At 27.1% G+C, this 19,651-nt stretch carries 20 protein-coding genes; 9 read left to right on the top strand and 11 right to left on the bottom strand.

The genetic code is table 11. The annotated features are described in order from the left end of the window. Positions 1–99: 99 nt before the first annotated feature. Both VJI93_RS05830 and VJI93_RS05825 read right to left on the bottom strand, forming a co-directional pair. A complete protein-coding gene (locus tag VJI93_RS05830; protein WP_323999874.1) occupies positions 100–1,647 on the bottom strand; it encodes an ABC transporter ATP-binding protein in 1,548 nt (515 codons plus the stop codon). 515 nt (positions 1,648–2,162) lie between these two features. Further along, on the bottom strand, positions 2,163–2,708 hold the full coding sequence (locus VJI93_RS05825) for a GNAT family N-acetyltransferase (protein ID WP_323999873.1): 546 nt from the start codon (positions 2,706–2,708) through the stop codon (positions 2,163–2,165). A 230-nt stretch (positions 2,709–2,938) separates the two neighbouring features. On the opposite strand from VJI93_RS05825, the gene rpmH reads away from it, so the two are divergent. The 7 genes from rpmH (at position 2,939) to VJI93_RS05790 (ending at position 8,430) form a co-directional block, all read left to right on the top strand. Then, positions 2,939–3,073 (top strand): 50S ribosomal protein L34, encoded by a 135-nt coding sequence (gene rpmH / locus VJI93_RS05820; RefSeq protein WP_004832453.1) that lies wholly within the window; start codon positions 2,939–2,941, stop codon positions 3,071–3,073. Positions 3,074–3,143: 70 nt separating this feature from the next. After that, the gene (rnpA, locus tag VJI93_RS05815) at positions 3,144–3,485 is read left to right on the top strand and encodes a ribonuclease P protein component (protein WP_323999871.1); all 342 of its coding nucleotides are present in this window, start codon (positions 3,144–3,146) and stop codon (positions 3,483–3,485) included. An 8-nt stretch (positions 3,486–3,493) separates the two neighbouring features. Next, positions 3,494–3,694 (top strand): membrane protein insertion efficiency factor YidD, encoded by a 201-nt coding sequence (yidD, locus tag VJI93_RS05810; protein ID WP_416384092.1) that lies wholly within the window; start codon positions 3,494–3,496, stop codon positions 3,692–3,694. 9 nt (positions 3,695–3,703) lie between these two features. Further along, positions 3,704–4,402, top strand: a complete 699-nt coding sequence (locus VJI93_RS05805) for a YidC/Oxa1 family membrane protein insertase (protein WP_323999869.1) — start codon at positions 3,704–3,706, stop codon at positions 4,400–4,402. Positions 4,403–4,418: 16 nt separating this feature from the next. Continuing rightward, the gene (gene jag, locus VJI93_RS05800) at positions 4,419–5,126 is read left to right on the top strand and encodes an RNA-binding cell elongation regulator Jag/EloR (RefSeq protein ID WP_323999868.1); all 708 of its coding nucleotides are present in this window, start codon (positions 4,419–4,421) and stop codon (positions 5,124–5,126) included. Between the two features lie 58 nt (positions 5,127–5,184). After that, the gene (gene mnmE, locus VJI93_RS05795) at positions 5,185–6,555 is read left to right on the top strand and encodes a tRNA uridine-5-carboxymethylaminomethyl(34) synthesis GTPase MnmE (RefSeq protein WP_323999867.1); all 1,371 of its coding nucleotides are present in this window, start codon (positions 5,185–5,187) and stop codon (positions 6,553–6,555) included. 630 nt (positions 6,556–7,185) lie between these two features. Further along, on the top strand, positions 7,186–8,430 hold the full coding sequence (locus tag VJI93_RS05790) for an MFS transporter (protein ID WP_323999866.1): 1,245 nt from the start codon (positions 7,186–7,188) through the stop codon (positions 8,428–8,430). A gap of 239 nt (positions 8,431–8,669) precedes the next feature. Here VJI93_RS05790 and fni read toward each other — a convergent pair whose 3' ends face one another. The 3 genes from fni to VJI93_RS05775 are packed head-to-tail and all read right to left on the bottom strand — an operon-like array spanning position 8,670 to position 11,301. After that, positions 8,670–9,686 carry a type 2 isopentenyl-diphosphate Delta-isomerase gene (fni, locus tag VJI93_RS05785; protein WP_323999865.1) on the bottom strand — a complete coding sequence of 339 codons (1,017 nt, stop codon included), beginning with the start codon at positions 9,684–9,686 and terminating at the stop codon, positions 8,670–8,672. An 11-nt stretch (positions 9,687–9,697) separates the two neighbouring features. Next, a complete protein-coding gene (locus VJI93_RS05780) occupies positions 9,698–10,747 on the bottom strand; it encodes an LCP family protein (RefSeq protein WP_323999864.1) in 1,050 nt (349 codons plus the stop codon). 11 nt (positions 10,748–10,758) lie between these two features. After that, on the bottom strand, positions 10,759–11,301 hold the full coding sequence (locus VJI93_RS05775; RefSeq protein WP_323999863.1) for an isochorismatase family protein: 543 nt from the start codon (positions 11,299–11,301) through the stop codon (positions 10,759–10,761). Between the two features lie 535 nt (positions 11,302–11,836). Between VJI93_RS05775 and VJI93_RS05770 the strand changes: the two genes are divergently transcribed. Together VJI93_RS05770 and VJI93_RS05765 are read left to right on the top strand one after the other, a co-directional pair. Continuing rightward, positions 11,837–12,850: a choline/ethanolamine kinase family protein gene (locus VJI93_RS05770; protein ID WP_323999862.1), complete on the top strand. Its 1,014-nt coding sequence runs from the start codon at positions 11,837–11,839 to the stop codon at positions 12,848–12,850. A 93-nt stretch (positions 12,851–12,943) separates the two neighbouring features. Further along, positions 12,944–13,639, top strand: a complete 696-nt coding sequence (locus VJI93_RS05765; RefSeq protein ID WP_323999861.1) for a hypothetical protein — start codon at positions 12,944–12,946, stop codon at positions 13,637–13,639. Positions 13,640–13,758: 119 nt separating this feature from the next. On the opposite strand, the gene VJI93_RS05760 is transcribed toward VJI93_RS05765, so the two are convergent. From VJI93_RS05760 to VJI93_RS05735, 6 genes are all read right to left on the bottom strand, one after another. Beyond that, positions 13,759–15,750, bottom strand: coding sequence for an FtsX-like permease family protein (locus VJI93_RS05760; protein ID WP_323999860.1), 1,992 nt, complete (start codon positions 15,748–15,750; stop codon positions 13,759–13,761). Beyond that, positions 15,740–16,504, bottom strand: a complete 765-nt coding sequence (locus tag VJI93_RS05755; RefSeq protein ID WP_323999859.1) for an ABC transporter ATP-binding protein — start codon at positions 16,502–16,504, stop codon at positions 15,740–15,742. Before VJI93_RS05755 ends, VJI93_RS05760 begins: the two co-directional genes overlap by 11 nt. A 142-nt stretch (positions 16,505–16,646) precedes the next feature. Continuing rightward, positions 16,647–17,306, bottom strand: a complete 660-nt coding sequence (locus VJI93_RS05750) for an MmcQ/YjbR family DNA-binding protein (RefSeq protein WP_323999858.1) — start codon at positions 17,304–17,306, stop codon at positions 16,647–16,649. 9 nt (positions 17,307–17,315) lie between these two features. Next, the gene (locus tag VJI93_RS05745; RefSeq protein WP_323999856.1) at positions 17,316–17,921 is read right to left on the bottom strand and encodes a hypothetical protein; all 606 of its coding nucleotides are present in this window, start codon (positions 17,919–17,921) and stop codon (positions 17,316–17,318) included. Between the two features lie 9 nt (positions 17,922–17,930). Next, positions 17,931–18,737 (bottom strand): Fic family protein, encoded by an 807-nt coding sequence (locus tag VJI93_RS05740; protein WP_323999855.1) that lies wholly within the window; start codon positions 18,735–18,737, stop codon positions 17,931–17,933. A 9-nt stretch (positions 18,738–18,746) separates the two neighbouring features. Next, entirely contained in the window at positions 18,747–19,649 is a 903-nt protein-coding gene (locus VJI93_RS05735; protein ID WP_323999853.1) for a sensor histidine kinase, read from the bottom strand. Positions 19,650–19,651 lie beyond the last annotated feature (2 nt).

The raw sequence follows: 19,651 nt of genomic DNA, 5'->3' as shown, positions 1-19,651 counted from the left end.
TTAACTTAATAATATAATCTTTTATATTAAAATAAATAGTTAAATACAAAAACAAAATTATTTTGATTTGGATAGTTTTGTTGTAAAAAATTTTATAAATTAGATTAAAATTTCTTTATTACAAATATTATCTACAATATCATCATGAGAGATAATAAAAATAATTTTATCTTTTGAAATTTCTTTTATTCTGTTATAAATTTCAACAGAACTTTCTTTATCAATGCTTGAAGTGATTTCATCCAATAGAAGTATATCAACATCGGAATTAATTGCTCTTGCTAAAGCGATTTTTTGTTTTTCTCCACCGGATAAATCAGCTCCTAAGTTAAAAATATCAGAGTTCAAATCTTTAGATGAGAAGATAGTCTTTAAAAGAGGATCTTGTTTTAAACTGTCAATTTTATCTTTATAATTTTCAATTCCGAAAAATAAATTATCCTCTAATGAGCCTTGAAATACATAAGCATCCTGTCCCATATATTCAATTCTGTTTCTTAAAGCTAATAAATTGTATGAATTTATTTCTTTTCCATTTATAAAAATTCCGTCATTTTCTCTAAAGCCAATAATTGATTTTAAGAATGTACTCTTTCCTCTACCGGAGTCGCCCTTTATTCTAATGATATCTCCTTTTGAAAATTCTCCGACAATATTGACATCAATACTATGTGTAGGAAGTTTTAATTCTGAAATATTAAAGGAAATATTTTTTATCTCTTTAAGACTATTTCCACTATAAACTTCACTCATATTTTCTAAATTTTCCTTAAATTCCTTAGCTATTGTGAAATTTCTTTTATTTAATTTTGAGCCGACAAGAGAACTTAATGTATTAAAAAATGTTGGAATTAAAATCATAAGTATCATCAATGAAAAATAATCATGTCCAACAAAGGCAAAATTATAAACCCCATAAGTTAAAATAACAGTTTGAAAAATTGAATTAATACTGTGAATTAAGGTAGAAGTACTTACAGAATACATATTTACATCAGACATTGAATTGTAAATAGTATCTACAGTATCATTTAAATAATTTTTAATAATATCTGGATTAGATTGTTGTTTTATATATTCAGTATTTGATATGACGGATAAAACTTTTTGCCAGCCTGTAGTAACCTGTAATTCCATATTTCTAGATTTTCCCAATAGCACTTTGTTTATCTTGGCAAAGCCTAAAATATTTATAGGAATGACTACTAAACAAGCGAGAAATATGTATTTATTAATATATAAAATCCAAACAGAAACAACTACCATAACGAGTGAATTTGTTATTAATTTGATATTATCCCCTGTGATAAACAGATAAATATTGTTAACACTCATTATTGTCTTATCCAAAATTTTCATTATTCCTTCGGAAATTATGTAATCATATTTTAAAGTTAAAATATCTTTTAGATAGTCGAAAAAATTCTCTCTATTTAACTTTCTTGAATAATGTTCTTTTATTACAATAAATAAAATATTTATTAGCATAAAAACAGCCATAATTATAGATAAAAGTAAAATTCTATAGATAGTAATTCCCTCTACACTTTTACTCCAAATTTGAACCATAATTGGTGCAATTAGGCTAAATACAACTGAAACTAATGACAAAATTATCATTATTACTAAAAAACATAAATAACTCATTTAAAATCCTCCCTATTTATAAAAATTATTTTGAATATTATTGCATTATATGTAAACTATAAAATACAGTCAAAAATATAAAAAGCAAAAAGAGTATTCTTATTAATTTTCTAAATGTATAATTATTTTTCATTTTTTATCCTCCAAAAACTTTATAAATATAATCTTTTATTTTTAATAAATTCCAATATCTCTTTAACCTAATGGTATTATTTTTTTATTGAAAGATAACAAATAACTGATATTATCTGTTCGCCTATGTTTATATCAATCCTTGGATGACTTTCTTTAAAATTTTTTCCATTTAAGTTACCACCATTTAATCATCTCTCTATTTCTTTGAATTATCTTCAAAACTCTTGTATTACCTTGACTATTTGCCACTGTGATTATTATGACACGAACCCCATCAGTTAAATCATATAACTATATCAACACTTTTAGTTATAATTTTTTCGTTCTTTTAGGTGTATTGGTAATCCAGTAAACTTGGATTTGTAGAGCGAAAAATTTTTTTAAATACCTTTTATCATTTTTATATTGTTGTATCGTGTTCCATCCTTCAAAATGAAGGCATTAGGAGTTTCTCCAACTTGTATGAATCCAATTTTCTCATAAAGAGCCCTTCCTCTTTTATTACCTGAGAAATAATCCAGTTCAATTTGGGAAAGATTCCATTCCTTAGCTTGCTTTTCAAGACAAATAAGCAATTTCTTTCCTATTCCTAAGTTCCAGAATTCTTTCAGCACAGAAACAGCGACATTCCCTCGATGGCACATTTTCTTTTTTGTCAGTTTTGTAATCATGCCATTTGCAATTAGTCTTCCATCCATTTCGACAACAAGCATAAGTGTATTATCAGATTCATTAAAGCCTTTTATCATTTTTGCTTCCTCTTCTGCAGACATAGTTATTTCTTCTGGATAAGAATACAAGAAATCAGATTCTCCCATAACAGTCTTCAAATATTCAACAGTTTCTGCAGCATCCTTTACTTGAATTTCTCTAATTACACAGATTCTACCATCTTTTAGTTCAAATTTTTCTGGTGTGTATTTCATATTTATCCCTCACATAAATTCCAATATCACTTTAATTTAATGATATCATCATTTTTGTCAAATGTAAATACTTGTATTCTGAATTAAAAATTTTGCTCTTAATCTGTATAAAAATTTATAAAATTTTTATATTTTTACTTGACAATTATACTTAAAATAGCTTATAATCTATGGTAGTGTTTTATTGAATAACCTAAAGGTGATTATAATAAGGAGGTGTCATCTATATTATGAAAAGAACTTATCAACCGAATAGAAGAAAAAGAAGTAAAATTCATGGTTTTAGAAAGAGAATGAGTACAAAAGCAGGTAGAGCTGTATTAAAGAGAAGAAGACTTAAAAATAGAAAAGTTTTATCAGCATAGGCCAACATTAGTGTGGCCTTTTCTAAAATTCAGCTTTTTGCTTTGTGTTTGAAGCATGGAAAGATGATATATGAATAAGGAAATTAGATTAAGAAAAAATAGAGAGTTTCAAACTGTTTACCGACGTGGAAAAAATTTTTGGAATAAAAATTTTACCATTTTTATCCGACCGACAAATAGAAAAAAAGTTAAGTTCGGTGTTTCCGTTACTAAAAAGTTTGGAAAGGCAAATAAACGTAATTTGATTAAGAGAAGAATAAAAGAGATAATAAGACTTAATGTTTGTGATTTAGGATTAGGTTATGAAATGGTAATTTTACCGAAAAAAAACACTTTAGAAATTGATTACATTGAACTTGAGAGGTCTTTATTAAGACTTATTAATTTTGCTTTAAAGAAGGTTTTAAATTGAGAAGATTGATGATTTTATTGATTAAATTATATAGAAAGTATATTTCAGGTCTTTATGGACATGGAAAATGTAAATTTACTCCGACTTGTTCGGAATATGCTATTTTAGCATATCAGAAATACAATTTTTTTAAAGCAACTTTTTTAGTTATTTGGAGAATTTTAAGATGTAATCCTTTTGGAAAAGGTGGTTATGATCCACTAAAATAGGAGGAATAAATGGCATTTTTAAGAAATTTAATGGGATCTGTATTGAAATTTATTTATGAAGGGGTTGCTTCAATTTTACCTAATGAACCTGCTAGTATTTCATATTTAGCGATTAGTATCATTATAATTTCAATAATTTTTAAGATTGTACTTTTCCCAATATTTTTAAGTAGTATAAAGAGTCAAAAGATTCAAGCAAAGTTTGCTAAAGAGCAACAAAAGATAAGAGAAAAATATAAACATGATCAACAAGCTATGAATCTTAAACTTATGGAATTTAATAAAGAGCATGGAATTAAACAACTTGGTGGTTGTTTACCTATGATTTTCAATTTAATTTTAGTTATAGCGATGTTTTCAGTAATGGGAGAGCCTTTGTTATATATTTTTGGGGATAAGAATGCGGATGTTATGAAAAATTTCCTTTGGATTAAAGATTTATCGGCACCGGACCCGCTTTTATATGGACTTCCTTTGATAAATGCAATTACTCAATATATTTATCTTGATTTGAGCAATAGAGATCAAAAGGATAATCCCGGTGCAAAGTCTATGGAAACTATGAAATATATATTCCCTTTGATAATATTTATTTCTGCAAAGAGTTTCTCTGCAGGTCTTGCACTTTATTGGGCTATGACAAATATTGTAGAAATTTTATTGAGATTAGCTTTGACTGCTTACGAAAATAAAAAAATGAGTAATTAGTAGAAAGGAGCAAAAAATGAAAGTTGTAAAATCAGCAAAAACTGTCGATGAAGCTGTTAAGCTTGCGTTATCAGAATTATCAGCTGAAATTTCAGATGTTGATGTTAAAGTAATTGAAAAACCTAAGAGTGGTTTTTTGGGTTTTGGTTCAAAAGATGCTTTGGTTGAAGTTTCGCTAAAAGAAGAAAAAGAAAAGTCTAAAGAGCATGTAGAAGAAGTAATAGATGAAGTTGTTGAAGAAACTTGTTGTAAGGAAGAAGTTCTTGTTAAAAGTGATGATGTAAAAAAAATTGAGGGTTTTTTAAAGGATTTAATTTTAGAAATGGGAGTTGACTGCGAAGTAACTTCTGATGAAGATGAAGAAGCTGTTAATTTGTATATAAACAAATCTGATGATTTTAAGACTTTGATCGGAAAATCCGGAGAAACTTTGGAAAGTATTCAATATATTGTAAGTATTTTTTCAAGAAGAAATACTTCTTTAGAAAAGAGAATTTTCTTAGATATAAATGGATATAAGAAGAGAAAAGAAGAAATAATCAGAGAAATGGCGATGACTTTTGCTAAAAAAGCTATAAAATATAAAAAGGTTATGCGACTTAGACCTATGAATGCTTACGAGAGAAGAATTGTTCACTCAACTTTATACAATATGAGGGGTGTATTTACTATGAGTGAAGGTGAAGAGCCACATAGAAAGGTTGTTATCAAGCCTAGGTTTTAATATGCAATGAAAAGAACGTTTAGGCGTTCTTTTTATTGTGGAACAACAAGGAGAAAATATGGAAAATACTATTGTTGCTATTGCTACTGCTACAGGTGAATCAGGTATTGGAATTGTAAGGCTTAGTGGTGAAAAGTCGGTAGATATTGTAAAAAATTTTTTCAAACCTTATGATAAAAAAAAGATAGACGAAAAATCCAATAAAATGATGAAATATGGTCATATTTACGATAAAGATGAACTCATTGATGAAGTTATGGTCTGCTTTATGTTTGCACCTCATACTTATACGAGGGAAAATATAGTTGAAATCTTTACTCATGGAGGCATTGTATGTCTTAAAAGAGTTTTGAATTTATGTCTTGAAAACGGAGCAGATCTTGCAGAAAAGGGAGAATTTACAAAGAGAGCTTTTCTAAATGGTCGTCTTGATTTGTCCCAGGCTGAAGGAGTTATCGACTTAATAAAGGCGAAAACTGAATTTTCTCATAAGAGTGCGATTAATCAACTTGAAGGTCATTTGAGTAAGAAGATTAAAGAATTTAGAGAACAGCTTTTAGATATTTTAAGCTTTGTTGAGTACTCTATCAATTTTACAGAAGATATGCAGGAAGAATTGCCTTTTGATAATGTAATTTTAAAGACTGAAAAATTAATGGCTGAAATGGAAGAATTACTTGGTGAGTCTAATAAGGGAAAAATTTTAAAAGATGGAATAAATGTTTCAATCATCGGTAAGCCTAATGTTGGAAAGTCTTCCCTATTAAATAGAATTTTAAGACAAGAAAGAGCGATTGTAACTGATATTGCAGGAACTACAAGAGATTTAATTAAGGAAGACATTGAACTTTCAGGAATTAAGTTAAATATTAACGATACTGCAGGAATTAGAGATACTGCTGATGTCGTTGAAAAAATCGGAGTTCAAAAATCTATCGAAGCAAGTGAGAATTCAGACTTAAATTTGGTTTTATTTGACATTTCAAGAGAGCTTGATGAAGAAGACGAAAAGATAATAAATCTTGCAAATACAACTAAATCTATTGGAATTTTAAATAAGGTAGATTTGGATAAAAAATTGAATGAAGAAAAATTAAAAGAAAAGGTAAATTTTGAGTTAATAGAAATATCAGCTCTAAAAAATGAAGGCATTTCAAAACTTGAACAGGCAATTATAGATATGTTTTTCGATGGCAAAATAGAGATTAAGGACAAGGCTTTAATCACGAATGTAAGACATGAAAACAGTCTAAAGAGCTCATTAGAATATTTAAAATCTTTCTATGTAGATTTAAAAAATATGGTGCCTATCGACTGTTGCGAAGTGGACTTAAGAAGATCCTATGAAGTGCTTGGAGAAATAATCGGAGAAAATATTTCCGAAAATATCTTGGATAATATCTTTTCAAATTTCTGTATAGGAAAATAAAGACGGTGCACCGTCTTTTTTTGTGAGAAATTCACGTCATAGAACTTTGAATAGAGATATTCTTAACACGTCATCTCGACCGGAGTTGAGCAAAGCGAAACGAAGTGGAGAGATCTCATAAAGCCCCTTAATTCTGAATTAAGCATTTTTAGTCGATTCTAACATATTGCAGGTAGGATATTTCTGTAGTCTATGTATCTACGATACATTACTTTTGCTAAAGCAAAAGTATGAGATCTCCACAGTCGATTGTACTCAAATCAAAGATTTGAACAATCTTTGCGTCAGACCTACTATTGCTTGTAAACAAGTAATAGTGTGAGATTTCTCCGCTCCGTTTCACTCCGGTCGAAATGACGTATATGGGAAATTGCTTTGTTTAAGAGCTAAACGTTAAAAGTAAATAAACTTTAAATTTCTTAATAATTAATAATTGACAATTAGAAAAATTTCTTTATATAGTAGATAATTTAATATTAATATTTCATAGGAATAACCCACTTTAAGTACTTTACAAAGAAATACTCCCTCAACAAAGCCACCATTATATAAAAATCCCAACAAACTATTGACATATTATATTATACGTTGTATAATATAATCAAAATAAAGTGTTAAGAGGTAAAAATCATGGATATTTTAAAAGAATCAAGAAAACAGATGATAAAATTAATTATGACAACAATAACTGGAAACTTTGGTAGTTCTATTTTGTCTTTTATAATTGGTCTTTTGATTTTGAAAAAAACGGAATCAGCTTTAAATTTCGGTATTTCTCAAGTTATAGGACCTTTGGTTGCACTTGTTTTACTTCCTTTTGTTGGAGCTGTTGTCGATAAATACAATAAGAAGATTGTAATAGTAATTGCTCAGCTTTTTAGCATTGTAAGTTTGATTTTATATGCTTTAAGTTTAAATTCTAATGCTGAAACAAATTTAATTAATACCTATATGTTATTAATTTGTTTAAAAGTCGCGGATCAATTTTTAAATAATGCTTTTGCATCTTCAGTAAAAAAAGTTGTATGTGAAGAGTATATTCAAAAGGTAAAATCCTTTCAACAGATTGCATCTTCGGGGGTTTATATAATTTCTCCGATTTTAGCAGTTTTTTTACTTACAAAATTAGAATTAATCCATTTTGTGCTTTTAGAAGCAGTTATCGAGTTTATAACTATTTTAATTGTACTTTTTATTAATTTTAATCTTATTAAGACTGAAGGAACAGAGAATAATGAAGAAAAGAAAGTTTTAAAGATGTTCGTTGAAGGCATCAAATATATGAAAGACAAAAAGGTTTTAGTTTTTATTATCTTCTTTGCAATGTTTATAAATTTCCTCTTTGCTTCAGTTTCGGTTGGACTTCCCTATGTTTTGATTAATGAGATTAAGATTTCTGATTATCTTTACGGTATTGTAAATGCGATATTTCCATTAGCAATAATAGTTTCATCTATAATTTTGTCAATGATGAACGATATTGAAAGTCCTTTGGAGTTTTCTTTTAAATGGTTGCGTGGAACTGCAGGAGTTTTATTATTTTTAGGAATTGCATTATTATTTAAACTCAACACTTTTTCATATTTTATAGTTTTTGTGATATTTGCATTTGGAGTTAATTTTGTTGGAAATTTTGTAAATACTCCATTAATGGTTTGGTTTACAAAGGCTATTCCACATGAATATCAGGGTAGAGTTTTTAGTATTATCGAAACGGGTTGTCAGCTTTTAAATCCACTTGGGATATTATTCTATTCTATTTTATTTGATAATTTTAAAAGCTCATATATATTCATTTTTTCAGGATTAGTTTTATTGGTATTTGTATTTGTACCATATATTTTAAAAGTAGATTTAAAGACAAAAAGTTTTTAAAAGGTCTCCCCTTCTTAGTATAAAAAAATGAGAGTTATCAAAACTCTCATTTCAGACTGATGACAAAGTGTCAATGAGCAATTGTTGACACTTTTTTAACGGAGAAAAAGAGAATAAGTAGTATAATAATTGGACTATAGTCAAATAATTTAATAAAAACAAAAATACATAAAAAAAGCACAGACAAAAGTTATACTTTGTCTATGCTCTGAAATGAGAGTCATCAAAACTCTCATTTTTTAATAATTTAATATATCTTTTAATTTTCCAAATATTTTGTATTCAGCTTTTTTAAGTTCTTCAATATTTCTTACTCCAAGAAGCAACATAATCATCTTAGTTTGATAGATTAGAGATTTTAAATAATTTTCGGCGAATTTGTATCCGCCATGAACTAAATATCTTAAAACCTCTCCTGCAATAGCAGTCATATCGCTACCTAGTATAATGGCTTTTGCAATATCTTCTCCGGTTTTTATTCCACCGGAACCGATTAGAGTAAAGTCTTTTGAAATATTTCTACAATCTATTATACATTTTGCAGTTGGAATTCCCCAACCATAAATATTCGTAAAATCTAAATCCGTTCTTCTTAAATTTTCAATTTCAATGAAATTTGTTCCGCCAAAACCGCTGATATCAATGTATTTTACACCTACATTCAACAACTTTTCACAAGTTTTTTTAGAAATACCGCAACCTGTTTCTTTTACGATAACGGGAACATTCGAGTTTTTAACGATATTTTCAATATTTTCTAAAATTCCAGAAAAATTTCTATCTCCTTCAAACTGAACAATCTCTTGAGCAGGATTCAAATGGAGAGAAATTGCATCGGAATTTAACATTTCAACGGCTTTTTTTACATCGTCAAGGCTTGATAATGCTGAAAGATTTGAAATTACTATATTTTTTTTATCTAAAATATCTTTTACCACTGTAAAAGTTTCTACAAGTTCTTCATCTTGTAGTGCAACTTTTTGACTTCCAACTTCAAATGCTATATTAAAATTTTTGCAAAGTCTTGCTAGGTCTTCATTGATATCATAGGAAGTTTCTGCCCCACCTGTCATTGCATTTATTATAAGTGGAAAAGAAAGTTTTTTCCCCAAAAAATTTACAGATGTATCAATTTCATCAAAATTTAAATCAGTTAATGCAAAATGTTCAATATACACATTTTCAAATAGAGTATTGGATTTGAAATTGCTCTTTAAAAAATTTTCTAAATGTTCTTTTTTTCTCTCGTTTTCCATATTCACCCAAATTATCTGTTATTGTTCTTTTTGTTATTTTTATTAGTATTATTTTTATTTGTATTGTTATTTTTATTATTGTTATTGGTGTTATTGTTTTTAGTATTTGTTTTCTTTTTATCGTCTATATCTACTTGTGTGTTGTTATTTTGACTCAATAGATAATCACCGAACATCTCTTTAACAAGAGCATTTAATTTTGAACGATTAGGAACGAAATAACTTATATTGTTTATATAAGCAGATTCTCCTGGCACTATTTGAGTATTTATATTATCTTCATTTAAATTTTTTACTTTTAGAGCTAATTTAGTAATTGTTGAGAATGGAATATTTGTATTTACAGTCTTTTTAACAACTTCTAAAATTTGAGGAATTTTAGCAATATTTTTAGGCTTAGTTAATTCTTTAATCATTGCCTTTATAAGTAATTGTTGAGCTTTAACACGACCAACATCACCTTCTGTATATCCTGCTCTAAATCTTGCAAATTGTAGAGCTTGTTTTCCATTTAAAATTTGTTTACCTGGTTTTAAGTGAACATTGTCTTCTGCAACATCAACTTTAACAGGGACATCAACTTCTACACCACCAAGTGCATCTACAATATCCTTAACAGAGAAGAAATTAACTCTTACATAATAGTCTATATCTAAATTCAAGAAATTTCTTGTAGTTTTCATAGCAAGTTTAAGACCACCAAAATGGTGAGCATGGTTTATCTTATCTAGTTTTCCATTAACCATAACTCTAGAATCACGAGGGATTGATAGAATATCAATTTTTCCAGTTTCAAAATTAACTTTACACAAGATCATTGTATCAGTTCTGTTTTGTTCGGTTGTAGCTCCACTGAAATCATCACTGTCTAAACCTAAAACTAAAAATAAAAGTTCATTTTCAACACGTTGTTCAATATTATTTCCTTCGCCTAAATCGCTACCTACAAATTCTACTTTTGAAGTTAACTCCATAATATCCAAAACTTTATTTGCAACCCAAAAAATTCCTCCAAATAGAGCTAAGGATAGAATAAAAGTTATTATAAATTTCTTTTTCATATAAAACTCCCTTACTTTATCAATTTACTGATTAGTTTGAAACTACTGTGTTCTGATGTTTTAATCAAATCAAAAAGTATAGTTTCGACATTAGTAACACTTGCTCCCATTTCTCTAATTAAGTCCAAGCCATTCGTATAATTTTCAGGATTTCTTGAACCTACAGTTTCAAAGGGAACATAAATTTCAAAGTTACTCTTTAAATCTCTTATAGTTTGATATACACAAATATGTGTTTCCACACCTGCAACAATAATTGAAGTTTTTTCTTTTTCTTTAAGTTTTAAAACTTCTTCCTTAATAAGTGGATAGGCTGAAAAACTGTTCTTTTCAAAATACTTTGCTTTTGAGTCTTTTAAAGACTCTTTAATTTCCAAAACAGTTTCGCCAAGTCCCTTTGGATATTGTTCCGTATAAATTATAGGAATATTAAGTTCTTTGCAGGACTTAATTAAAATATTCGTGTATTTTATAATGCTTTCTTTGTTTTGTATAACAGGCATTAATTTTTCCTGAATATCTAATACCAGCAAAATTGTATTTTCAATTTTCATAAAAATCTCCAAATTTAAAATTGAATAACTATTTTATCACAATTATTCTTAAAAATCAAATTACTACTTATAATTAAATTTATAAATTGCACTATAAGTAGTTAAATATATTAACCATTTTTTAATAATTTTCTTAGTAATTAAAAAACTAGTTCTATTAAAATTAAGCTTACCATAAACTAAACTAAAAAGAAAACCTAATTTCATCATACTTTACTTTTAAAAATTTTTCTAAAATGGAAAGTATGATTTATCATAATTCCTTTTTGATAATTAAATTAATGTAATTATGGTAAAATATATCTAATTTTACCATTGTGCGTAAAACTAGATAATTAAATCATAATTCCTTTTTTATAATTAAATTAGAGTAATTATGATGAAATATTAATAGTTTTACCATCTGGCGTAAAACTATTAATATTATACACTTTATGGATATTTTTTTCAACTTTATAAACTATTTTTCCTTAAATGTTGATTTTTTAAAAATATTAATATATAATGTTCAAGTAGAGATTTACAAGGAGGTATTATGAACAAAATAGATTTAGATGTACTGAAGAGTCTTTACATAAACAAATATAGTAACCAAATAGATTTATCTAAAATAAATGAGTATTCTCAAGAAGAGTTAGAAGAAATTAGAAAGGCTATTAACAACACACATATAAAGGCAATTTCAATTATCTGTGAGGCTTTAAATGTGGATATTGATGATATTCAAGCTATTGAAGTTTTAAAAAAGGGAATGACAAATAATTCCTTTGTTTTTACTGTAAATAATGTAAAGTATATTATGAGAATTCCGGGAGAGGGAACATCTGAGCTTATAGACAGAGTTCAAGAAGCAGAAGTTTATTCTCTTATTAAAGATAAAAATATTTGTGATGATTTGATTTATATTAATGCAGATAATGGATATAAGATTACAAAATTTATTGAAAATTCAAGAAATTGTGATGACAAAAATGATGAAGACTTAAGAAAATGTATGGATAAAATAAAAGAATTACATTCACTAGGTTTAGAAGTAGGTCATGAGTTTGATGTTTTTGAAAAAATTAATTTCTATGAGTCTTTGTGGACGAAAAAAAATTCAATTTATTCTGATTACAAAGAAGTAAAAGAGAATATTTTATCATTAGAAAAATTTATAGAAAAAAATAGAAAGCCAAAATGTTTAACTCATATAGATGCAAATTGTGATAATTTTTTATTTTCAACAGACGGAACACTTCGTTTAATTGATTGGGAATATGCTGCAATGCAAGATCCGGATATTGATATAGCAATGTTTTGCATATACTCTCTATATGATAAAAATCAAATTGATAATTTGATAGATATTTATTTTAATGGAGAAGTTGACGAGATTACAAAAATAAAAATTTATGCCTATATTGCTTGTTGTGGACTACTTTGGAGCAATTGGTGTGAATATAAATTAGACTTTGGTATTCATTTTGGAGAATATGCTACAAAACAATATGAATATGCCAGAGATTATTATAAAATAGTTAAAGAATGGCTAGATAAAAATAGATAAAAAATATTATTAAACTAAATATATTTTACAATTTATTTTTGATTAGTATACTTTATATATTGAAATAAAAAATAAAATTGGAGAATAAAGATTATGTCAGATTTACCTTTTGAAACATTAATTAAATCTAAAAATTTTATAACAAAAGAAAGATGGTATCCTACAGCTATTTCAAAATTTCGGGAAGGATTTATTCTTAATAGTTCCGTTGATGGATATCATCCGTTAATTGACAATCTTGCTTATAGTCTTCAATACTTAGAATTTTTAGAGAAAGAGTTTTCGGAATTAAATGTATCAAATGTAATGTATATTATGCTTGTTAAAAGTTATACAATTACTAGTATGAGTATATTAGAAGGAATATTCAGCAATATAATAAAATCTAATAATTGGTGGAAGAAAAATGACGAAGAAACTATACTTGTCTCAAAAGCATCTCAAATGAAAGATGGTGAAAAGTTAGTTATAAAAACAGAAATTGTAAAAAAAGTTACGCCTGTAAATTCTGTAATGTCATTAGATGAAATGATAAAATGTTTGAATAAACATCATACAGGACTTTCTGTTGACCATTTAGTCTACCCAGAATTGAATAGGTTACGTTCTTTAAGAAATAGAATTCATCTTCAAAAGGGAGATACTCATAATGATCATGATTATAATGCATTTGATTTTAAAGTTAAGAAAGAAGTACAGGAAATTTTATATAAGATATTATGTTCTCCAAATGTAACTAATCAAGAATATCTTTGTAATTATGATTTTTTAAAATCAAAGGAAGAATAAACTCATCCTTCCATTATACTTTCCATTTGGATAGCACCCAAGAAACTTGTTGTTTTACAATAATAATAAAAAAATCACTGCGTAAAACAGTGATTTTTTTATTAGTATCATTAGTATTTCTATCTTATAATCTTATAGTAAACTCTTGAAGTTATTGAGTATATTATAAAGTAAATTACTGAAAAGCTAAGTACAATTGTAGCAAAACTAATTGTGAAAATTCTTATATTTTGGAAACCAAGTCCTCCAAGTATATTGTATAGGATTGGGAAAGCAAATATTGAGTGAATTGTTGCTATAACAAGTGGTAGGAAAAAAATCCACAGTATTTGTACTCTAAGGCTCTTTTTGATAATTGAGTCTGGAAGTCCTACATTTTTCATTATATGGTAACTTTGTTTATCTTCAAAGCCTTCAGAAATTTGTTTATAGTATGTGATTAAGACTGTCCCTGTTATGAAAATTAACGCAACTATCATTCCGAAAAATAATAGACCACCATTTAATTCATAAGCGAAAGCATCAACTTCAGTTTTTGAAGACAAAGAATGACTAAATACATCTTTTTGTTGAACAAATATGTTATAATCTATTTGTAATCTCGTATAAAAAGCTTCTTTATCAGCAGAGTCTAAATCAAAATTATAATCTAGGTTATATTTTAATTGTTTTTCATTATAATTAAAAGTATATTCTTCTAACATTTTGACAAAAGTTTCATTATCTTTTACAATAATTATCATTCCTTCAGCAGATATGCTCATAGGAAATAAGTTTTTTACTTTTACTAATTTATAATTTTTTCCAGCGAAATCCAAGCTTTCATAATCTTTAAGATTTTTTGAGTTAGTGGAATATAACAACTCACCATCATTAAGAGTATAATTAGTATTGTTGTTTCTATTAAAATCTTCTAATGTTTCGATAATTAAAAATGATGATAATGCACGTCTTTTACCCAAAGGAGTAATCTTTCCATTTTCATTTATTACAGGATTCATTATAGTCTTTTTGACTGTTAAATTTTTAATTTTTTCATCTTCTTTTAATGCTTTGTTTAAAATATTTAAGATTTCTTTTTTTCTTTCTTCTCCATTTTCGAGTATATCTTTATTATTTCCTGTTACTGAGGATGATAAATAAAAATCATTAGGATGGATAGAATCTGTAAGATCTTTTATACTCGAATTTATAGTCAATGTTGTTGCTAAAGTAACTATAATTGAAGTTGAAAGAAGTGTAATACTTGCAAGTGAAACTGCATTTGATTTCATTCTGTATAACATTCCTGATATTGAAAGGAAATTTTTTGCTTTGTAATATAAATTTCTCTTTCTTTTTAGCATTTTTAAAATCAAAATACTAAATGCAATAAATACTAGATAAGTTCCAATTATTACAGCAATAACTGCAGGAAAAAATGTAAAAAAGCTACTGAGATTCCCCTTTGAAGTAACTGAAAGATAGTATCCTACACACAGAATTATAAAGCCTAAAGTTCCAAGGATAAATTTACTCTTTGGCTCTCCTTCTGCCTTTTTTTGCTTTGAAAGAAGTTCTATAGGAGTTGATTTTCCAATCTTAAATACCATTGTTAAATATATCAATATAAATATTATAGCTAAGAATATTAAAGTCAATATTGCAGAAGAAATTGAAAAATTATAGTCCATTATTTTTGCAGTCATATTTTTAGTTATTCTATTAAGCAGAATAAAAGCCAATTTTCCAAGAACAAATCCACCTGTTATTGAAAAGAAACTAACTGTCAAAAAGTTTAGTATATATTCTATTGAAATAATTTTAGCAATATGTTTTTTCTCTAAACCTAAAATACCATATAGGGCAAATTCCTTATTTCTCCTCTTAGCTAAAAAGCTGTTGGCATATAGGATAAATATAAATGTGAAAATTCCAACTATAAAAATTCCAAATTTTATAAGGATTGCTACATATTCATGATTTTTTTCTATATAATGATTTTGTCCAAGGGAAGCCATTACGAAAAATAGAGTTCCCATAATACTACTTGCTATTAAAAATGGAGTTAAAAGCAAAGCATTCGCCTTCATATTTCTAAAAGCAAATTTTGAAGCCATTTTACTTTTCATAGTTATTCACCCCGTTTAACATGATTTGAGCTTGATTTATTTTTTCAGCAAAAGTTAAGTTGTCGTCACTTCCTTTATAAATTTCGTGATAAACTCTACCATCTTTTATGAAAATTACTCTTTTTGCAAAAGCAGCACATTTTACAGAGTGAGTAACCATTAAAACTGTTTGTCCACTGTTATTTATATCGCAGAAAGTTTTCATAACTATATCAGCAGATTTTGAGTCTAATGCTCCTGTAGGTTCATCTGCAAGAAGTAAATCAGGTTTAGTTATAATTGCTCTAGCGATTGCAACTCTTTGTTTTTGTCCACCTGAAATTTGGTAAGGATATTTATCTAAAACTTCACTTATCTTTAAAAGAGGAGCAATCTCTCCCACTTTTTCATTCATTACTGCTGGTTTTACATCTGATAAAACAAGTGGAAGATAAATATTGTCTCTGTTTGAGAAAGAGTCCAATAAATTAAAATCTTGGAAAACAAAGCCCAACTTTTCACGTCTAAAACTTGCAACTTCTGAATTGCTTAAAGAATTTACATTCTTTCCTCCAATAAAAACTGATCCTTCAGTTGCCTTATCCAATGTTGCTATTATATTTAAAAGAGTAGTTTTACCACTTCCTGACTCTCCCATAACAGCTATAAATTCTCCTTTTTCAACGGAAAAATTCACATCTCTAAGGGCTTCAGTCTTTACACGTCCCATTCCTCCATAAATCTTTTTTAAATTTTTAACATCTAATATATTCATAATTACCTCCAAAAAATATTATTTTCGTTTACAATAATATTTTAGCAAAAATTTTTACGCCAAACATTTATCTAATATTACAAAAACAAAAATAACCTTACAATTTTGTAAGGTTATTGAAATGTTGGGTATAAAATTCCCATTAGTCTTTCGCTTTTTCGACTAATTTAAAACTCTCGTCAATTAAGCTCTTAACCAAATTCAAATCCGTATCTGAATCCAAAACAATTGAAATCCAGTATTTTTTATTCATATGATAGGCAGGGAAAAAATGCTTTTTATCAATCATACTTTCTATAAGTTCAGGATTAAGTTTTACATTTAAAACATCAATCTTTCCGCTTTTCTCCAAACCCAAAGTCTTGTAAGGAATAGACATAAAAATTCCATACCATTTTTTAGTATTAGTTGTCTTTATTGTTGCATGATTATTATCTTCCCAAGGCTCTTCAGGAATTGTTCCGTATTTTTCCTTTACATAGTCTAGTAATAATTTTCTATAATCCAAAGATGTAAAACAGCTTTTTACAATATCTTCAATAAGTTCATTAACTTTTTTTCTAATTTTTGAAACGAATTTACCTTTGCTGTCTGAAACATTAAACAAAATATATTCCTCATTAAAAGGTAATTCAATAACATTTACCTCAAAGAAGTCTTTTCCTATTTTAACAATCACATTAAAATTTTCCACATCAATATCCGATTGTAAAATATAATAATCACCAATCTTCGAAAAACTATATGCAATTGCAAGTTTAGAATTAAAAATATTTTTATCGAATATTTCATTATAAAACATAAAATTCTCCTAATCTATATTAAAATAGCTATCACAAAAATCAATCCACAAATTTTTATAATCACTATGAGATACAAGTTTTAAGTCTTTTATTGTAAAGATATTTCTTTTCTTTGTCTGAGAAACAAAGTAGTTGGTATCATTGTCAAACTCAGTTTCTATGGCATGAACAGTTTTAAAATTCTTTAAAAAAGCAATAAATAGCCTCGTATGACCATCAACGCAGATATATCCGTCATCGGATTTTACAACTTGAATTACAATATCCTTAGAATTTTTAATAAAATTTTCGAGTGCATTTACTTTATCTTCATCAATATAAAATTGAGATGGTTGAATTTTATCTACTTCTAAAGTTAAAGCTGGCTTCTTTTCAAAAGAAATAATTTTTTTATTATTTTCATCAAAAAAATTATTTATATGTGGAGAATAATATCTAAAATACTCAATAAGTTTTTTAAAATTTTCTCTATTTTTTCCTCTAACTAAGGCACTATCACTAGAAATTATTTCAATTTCATAAGGTTCTTCGTCAATTAAAAAGGCTCCCCTTTGATTTAAAACAATTTGTGAAAATAAGGGATTATTGTATTCTGTAATTCTTTTAATTTCCATTTGTTTTTCCTATATATGCAAATCTCTATTTTTTAATATATTTTTTTCACCAAGTGATAAATTTCTTAAAAATTTTTCTAAAAATTCTGTAGTCTCAAAAACACCATTTTTTAAATCATTGTAATTCGCCCTAACCAATGCATTTCTAAAATACCAAGAATGTTCTGAAAATAATTCATTTCCAACTTCAAAGCCAAGAGTTTTAAGATATTTTATAAAGAAAACAGCAGTTGTTCTTGTATTTCCCTCTGCAAAAACATGTATTTGCCATAGTTTTGACACAAAAAGAGCTAAATGCTTTATTATCTCATCCATATTCAAATTTTTGTAATTAAAACTTTTTTCTTGAGATAAATCATATTCCAGAGTTTTAAAAAGTTCGCTAAAACTTCCATAAGTTACACTTTTTTCATTTAAAATCCATTCTTTTTTCGTGATATTATATTCTCTTATTTGTCCTGCATGAGAGTAAATCCCTTTAAATAGTCTGTAGTGAATGGATAAATATTCATTTGGTGTAAAAGAAAAAGCGGGTTCTGTAATAATTCTTGTAATTCGTAAAGCTACTTCGTCAGCTTCCTTATTTCTATCTTCGTTTCTGCTAGGTTTTTCCTCATAATAAGCAGTAATCATTTTTTCAGCTTGCTCTAAGGATATTTCTCCCTCAATATTTTGTTTCGCAGTTTCAATTAAATATTTTGAAGGCTTAATTCCGTCAACATCTTGAAGTCCGATACCGATACTCCAAGCATAAGCTTTTTCTTTCTTTTCAGGTTCTGTATGTTTAATATATTCTTCAAAAATATCTTTTTCCATAATTTTCTCCTAATCTATATTAAAATAGACTTTTACGCTTGTTCCTTCGTCTAATTTTGATTCCAATTTAACTTTTTGTCCGAGTTTATCCAAAATTTGTTTAACTAAAAACAGCCCTATTCCCGTTGATTTTTGATTTTGTCTTCCATTAAAGCCTGAATATCCCTTATCAAAAATTTTCGGAAGATCCGATTCTTTAATTCCGATTCCGTTGTCTTTTATTTCGAGATAATTTTCTTTTTCATTAAAAGTTATTGAAACAATGCCATTTTTTGTATATTTTATTGCATTTGATAATAGTTGTTCAATTACTACCATACACCATTTGCTGTCAGTAATTACTTTTACATTCAGCTTTTTGTATTCAAGTTTTATATTGTTTGAAATAAAGAGAATGGCATATTTTTTGATTAAAGGATTAATAATATCGTCTAAATTCACAAGTGATATATCCATATCCGTATTGTGATTAGCCATTTTAAGATAGCTTAAAGCCATATTGGTATAGTCTTCAATATAAATCAACTCTTTTTTTATATTTTTTACATTTTCATTTTCAATATCGCCATCGCAGATTAATTTACCTGCAGTTATTGGAGTTTTAATCTGATGAATCCAAATTAAAAAATACTCTTGTAATTCTTTTTCCTTTGCCAAAAAGTCATTTCTTAAATTTAAATTAGCTTCTTCAAGCTCTAGTATCTGACTTTTTAGTTTTTCCTCTTTTTTAGTTAAAAATGCCATGAATACCAGGTATATAATATAGAAAAAAAGCACTATTTCGAAAGCTAAAAAGTAACTTTCAGAGCTTAAATTCATAAGCAAAAAAACAACCCAGAATACTGATAATATAAAAAAAGTTGTTACCGTAATAGGTAAAATTTTTGAAATATAATTTTTAAATTTATCCATTT

The sequence above is a fragment of the Parvimonas sp. M20 genome (assembly GCF_035282425.1).
GTDB lineage: Bacteria > Bacillota > Clostridia > Tissierellales > Peptoniphilaceae > Parvimonas.
This window is presented reverse-complemented; position numbering and strand designations above follow the sequence as displayed.